The organism is Candidatus Dependentiae bacterium (genome assembly GCA_026389065.1).
Taxonomy (GTDB): domain Bacteria; phylum Babelota; class Babeliae; order Babelales; family Chromulinivoraceae; genus JACPFN01.
Map to the genome: position 1 here is coordinate 1 of JAPLIP010000065.1, position 5,102 is coordinate 5,102.

The 5,102-nt window shown below is 38.5% G+C and carries 2 protein-coding genes; both read left to right on the forward strand.

Annotation, left to right across the window (positions count from 1 at the left end):
- The first annotated feature begins 270 nt into the window (after positions 1-270).
- On the forward strand, positions 271-2,814 hold the full coding sequence (gene gyrA, locus NTU89_04480) for a DNA gyrase subunit A (GenBank protein MCX5923785.1): 2,544 nt from the start codon (positions 271-273) through the stop codon (positions 2,812-2,814).
- Between the two features lie 43 nt (positions 2,815-2,857).
- Complete coding sequence (dprA, locus tag NTU89_04485; GenBank protein ID MCX5923786.1) at positions 2,858-4,120, forward strand: DNA-processing protein DprA; 1,263 nt, start codon at positions 2,858-2,860, stop codon at positions 4,118-4,120.
- Positions 4,121-5,102 lie beyond the last annotated feature (982 nt).

The window sequence follows — 5,102 nt, forward strand, 5'->3', positions numbered from 1 at the left end:
GTTGCAAAAAAAGATAAAGAAGCTGAGCAAGAATTAGCAAAGATTTAATGAGGAAGTCTCGAAAGTTTAAATAAAATTAAAAACAATGGTGGGAAGTGTTCAATAAAGAATGCTTCCCACTCTTCTTTGTGTCTTGTGATTTTGGTCGATTCATAGTATCCTTAAGGTATCATTAAGTTAATTATCTTTCTGATGTTGACAAGAAATTATCACCCATAGTAGATTCCCATAATAGATTAAACAAAATCGATATTTCCAAAAAGGATTTGAATGAGTTCTGATACCAATCAAGAAAAGAAAAAACCTGAAATTTCTCCGATTTTAATCGAAGATGAGCTAAAATCATCGTTTCTTGATTATGCAATGTCTGTTGTTGTATCAAGAGCAATTCCTGACGTGAGAGATGGTCTTAAGCCCGTGCATAGGCGTGTAGTTTACACGATGCATAGTTTGGGATTCGTTCACAATAAGTCTTACCATAAATCAGTTCGTGTAGTCGGTGAAGTGCTTGGTCGTTTCCATCCACATGGTGATCAAGCTGTTTACAACACAATGGTTGGTATGGTTCAAGATTTTTCTAAGCGTTATCCTCTTTTGGATGGTCAAGGAAACTGGGGTTCGGTAGATGGTGATAACGCAGCTGCTATGCGTTACACCGAAGTGAGAATGGAAAAAATCTGTTCAGAGCTTTTAGCTGATATTACAAAAGAGACTGTTGATTTCGTTCCAAACTTTGACGAATCAACTATTGAACCGGTCCTACTTCCAACAAAATTCCCAAACCTTTTAGTCAATGGTACTGCAGGTATTGCAGTAGGTATGGCTACATCGATTCCACCACATAATTTTGGTGAAGTAATCGATGGTTGTTTGGCGATTCTAAAAAATAAAAATTTAACTGATGAAGAATTATTCCGCTTGATTCCTGCTCCTGATTTTCCAACAGGTGGAATCATTTGTGGTCGTGCTGGTATCGTAAAAGCATACCAAACTGGCCGTGGTAGCCTGGTGCTTCGCGGTGTTGTGGTTGAAGAAGAAGGCAAAAAAGGTACGCAGCTGGTAATTTATGAGTTACCGTATCAAGTAAATAAAGCCGAATTGATTATCAAAATTGCTGATTTGGTTAAAGATAAAATCATAGAAGGTATTTCTAACATTCGTGACGAATCTGACAAAAAAGGTATGCGTCTGGTTATCGAGCTTAAAAAGGGCGATATTCCAAGTGTTACTTTAAATCAGCTTTACAAGCATACATCTTTACAAACAACCATTTCGTTTTTGATGCTTGCGCTTTTGGACAACAAGCCAATTGTGTTTTCATTGCGCCGTATCCTGGATGAATTTATTATTCATCGTAGAACGATCGTTTCAAAAAGAACTGAGTTTGATTTAAGAAAAGCACAAGCAAGAGAACACATACTTGTCGGCCTTTTAATAGCGCTTGATAATATTGATAAGGTTATTGAATTATTAAAGCTTTCAAAATCAACACAAGAAGCAACTGAAAAATTAAATGATCAGTATCTGCTTTCAGCTGAACAGGCTAAAGCAATTCTTGAGATGAGACTTCAGCGATTAACTGGCTTGGAACAAGAAAAATTACATGAAGAAATGAAAGAACTTAAAGTTTTAATTTCTGGATTGCAAATTATTTTACAGGATCCTGCAACGCTAGATAAAGAAATTATCAGAGAGTTAATTGACCTTAAAGAAATGTATGGCGATAAACGTCGTAGCAAAATTGAAGGTCCTATCGATTTACTTTCTGATCTTGATTTAGTTCCTGAAGAAGATGTTGTTGTGACACTTACTCGTAAGGGTTATATCAAGCGCGTTACTTTAAAAACGTATGAAGTTCAGCATCGTGGCGGCAAGGGTAAAATGGGCATGGCATCGCTCGACGATTTCGATGACATTGTCCAAGATCTTTTTGTAACTACAACTCATGGCGATTTACTATTCTTTAGTAATTTTGGTCGAGTTTATTGTATGAAAGTTTATGAAATACCTGAAGGTTCACGTATTTCTAAGGGTCGTGCGCTTGTTAACTTATTACCGCTGCAAGAAGGTGAGTATGTTGTTAAGCTTCTAGATTCTGGCGATATTGATGATAAATATGTGATCATGGTAACTCGTGATGGAAGCATTAAGCGTACGCTTGGTGAACATTTTACTAAGATTCGTTGTACTGGTATTCGAGCATTGAGTTTAAATGAAGGCGATGAATTAGTATTCTGTGCTGTGTGTACAGAAGATAATTCAATTGTTATAGCAACAAAACTTGGTCAGGGTATTCGATTCAAGGTTCCTGAAGTTCGCTGCATGGGACGACAAGCTGCCGGTGTGCGTGGAATTCGCATACGACCTGGTGATGCTGTGGTTGGTATGGAAGTTATCAGCGATGATCGTGATATCTTGTTTGCTACAGCGCGTGGATTTGGAAAACGTACAAAAATTGAAGATTTCCGTGTTGCGCATCGTGGTGGAGTGGGTGTTCGCACAATTCCAACTGGTGTTCGTAACGGTGATGTGATTGGTTTAGTTCGCGTTGGTGATGATTCAGAAATATTGTTAATCGATAAGGCTGGAAAAATAATTCGAATTTCTCCAAAAGAAGTTCGCACAATGGGCCGTCAAGCTCAGGGTGTTCGATTAATTCGGTTGGATGATTCGCAAGAGCTTTCATCGGTCGTTTCGTTTTCTGGGGTAATGCCTGGGGAGCAAGAAGCTGAACCGTCAGGTACTGAACAGTCGGGGACTGAACAGTCTGTGGCTGACCAGTCAGCTGCCAATGTTGAAGGCGACAAAGAATAAATAAATATAAATAGTTTTTAAAAAAGAAGGATTTGTAAGCGAGGTGCTTATAAATCCTTCTTTTTTTTATATTGCCGGTGTTATGAACTTACAAAATGTTGTTTTACATCTTTCGCTTATCGAAGGCCTTGCGCCAAGGTTTTTGCATGAATTACTTGAGAGCTTTTTTGTAAAAAACAATGCGCAGGAACAGGGCTCTACTAAAAACCTTGAAGCGTTCTACAGCTACTCGCTGCAGGATTTTATAAGCCTTGGTTGTTCGAGCGATAAAGCACAGCTGCTTATCTATGGTTTGCAAAACAATCAAAGACTTTTAGATGAATTAAGGCTTATTGAAAAACATCATGCGTCATTTGTTACTATTTTTTGTGATGAGTACCCAAAGCTACTCAAGCACATTGATGTCCCGCCATTGGTTTTATATTATCAAGGTGACGTAACACTTTTTGCAAAAGAAAAAACCTTTGCTTGCGTGGGAGCTCGCAAGTCCCATCTGTATGTTAGCGATGCGTTAAAAAGTTTGATTATCCCGATGATTCAAGATGATTGGGTGATTGTAAGCGGTGGTGCGCTTGGGGCTGATACCTATGCTCATCAAATCACTTTGGACAACAAAGGAAAAACAATAGTTGTGGTTGGTTCTGGGCTTTGTTATCAATATCCGGCATCAAATAAAGATTTGTTTGAACGAGTTGTGTATTCAGGTGGTTTGATAGTGAGCACTTTTCACATGGAAATGCCTCCTGAGACATTTTGCTTTCCGATACGCAATCGAATCATCTCTGGGCTCTCGCTAGGATGCATTGTGCTGCAAGCTGCACAAAAAAGCGGGGCATTAATCACTGCTCAGTGTGCGTTGCAACAGGGGCGCGAAGTGTTTGCCTTGCCCGGCTCTATTTTTGATCCGTTAAGCGTTGGATGCCATGATTTAATTAAACAGGGCGCAAAGTTGGTCACGTGCACGCAAGATATTTTAGAAGAAATGTTATATCCGGGAAAAGAGCAGTACGAGAAGCAGTTGACCATACTTTCTCAAGAAAAAAGCCATGAAAATAAAGAGAAAAAAGCATCAAAAGTTATCGTAAAAGCTTCGATAAATCAGGATAAGTCTTTAGCCCTCGGCGATGCTTTGGATTTAAGTGATCTCTCTTTGGCTATTTTGCATTACACCGTTACTCCTGTTACTGCCCAGGCTCTTTTAACAAAAGTTGGTGTTGGTATTGATTTGCTCCAGTCAAAGTTGTTTGAACTGAGCTTGGATGGCAAAATTGCTCAAGATGGCATGGGCTTTTGGAAAAGGGTTTAATTACTTTGGGAAAAGTAATAAATCCTTTGTTTTTTTGATTTATCAAGTCTACTGCCACCAAGCTGTTTATCTAATTTAATACTTACGTGTGTGGCTACCCAGCCAATGGGGTTTAAAATAAAATAAATTCATTTTTTGGCATAAATTTTCTCCACCTTGCTTGTTCATTTTTTAATTCAATCTTCTCTGTTCCTCTGGCCGGAACAGGGCCCTTAAGTATTGTGGAATACTTAAGAATCGCCATTTAAGGGAGACCCTTAAAAAGCCCCTGACGCAAAATTCGAGTCAAGATGGTAATCTTTGCCTGCTTAGCCCATATGAACCATTTTTTTTAAAATGATCTATCCTTCGATACTTTTATCTTTTTTAAAAAAATAAATACTCCCCACGATCATGCAAATACCACCGCTCATGGTTAGTAAATGTATCGAACCATGAAAATAGATTAAATTTTGTCGAATGCTTAACTTGGCAAGCGAAGATTACCATCTTCGCACAAGTCAGCGCAACGCAGAAAACAGTTATGAAAAAAAGAGTTTTTATCCAAACAAGCCCTTCGGTCGTTTTTGTTTCTAGCCGTGTGAAGCTCTGCGTAACAAATAAGGCGAAACAAAACCTTATGGGCGTCGGGTGATATATAAGTGGGTGTCCCACTTATATGGCGGATTCCAAAGCGTCGCCAGGAACGCTTTGGCCCCTGTGGCGGGTAGCCACACACGTAAGTAACAACAAAAAAATTCAGAGATAGGTGGCAGTAGGCTTGATAAAACAAATCAAGAAATAAATTCGTTTTATAGTTAGACCCTTGGCTGGGTAGCCACACAGGTAAGTAACAAAAAAAAATCAGATATAAGTGGCAGGAGACTAAAATTAAAAAAATACATTAATTTGATATAGAAACTTTTGCTATTTGGAGCGTGTTTTTGTATAATGTTTTTATAAAGTCCATTGAATCACTTCACTTGGCTGAAATCTTTAGAAA

Excerpts from the sequence above, each read along its gene's own strand:
- gyrA (MCX5923785.1), top strand. The coding sequence starts at position 271 with ATGAGTTCTGATACCAATCAAGAAAAGAAAAAACCTGAAATTTCTCCG.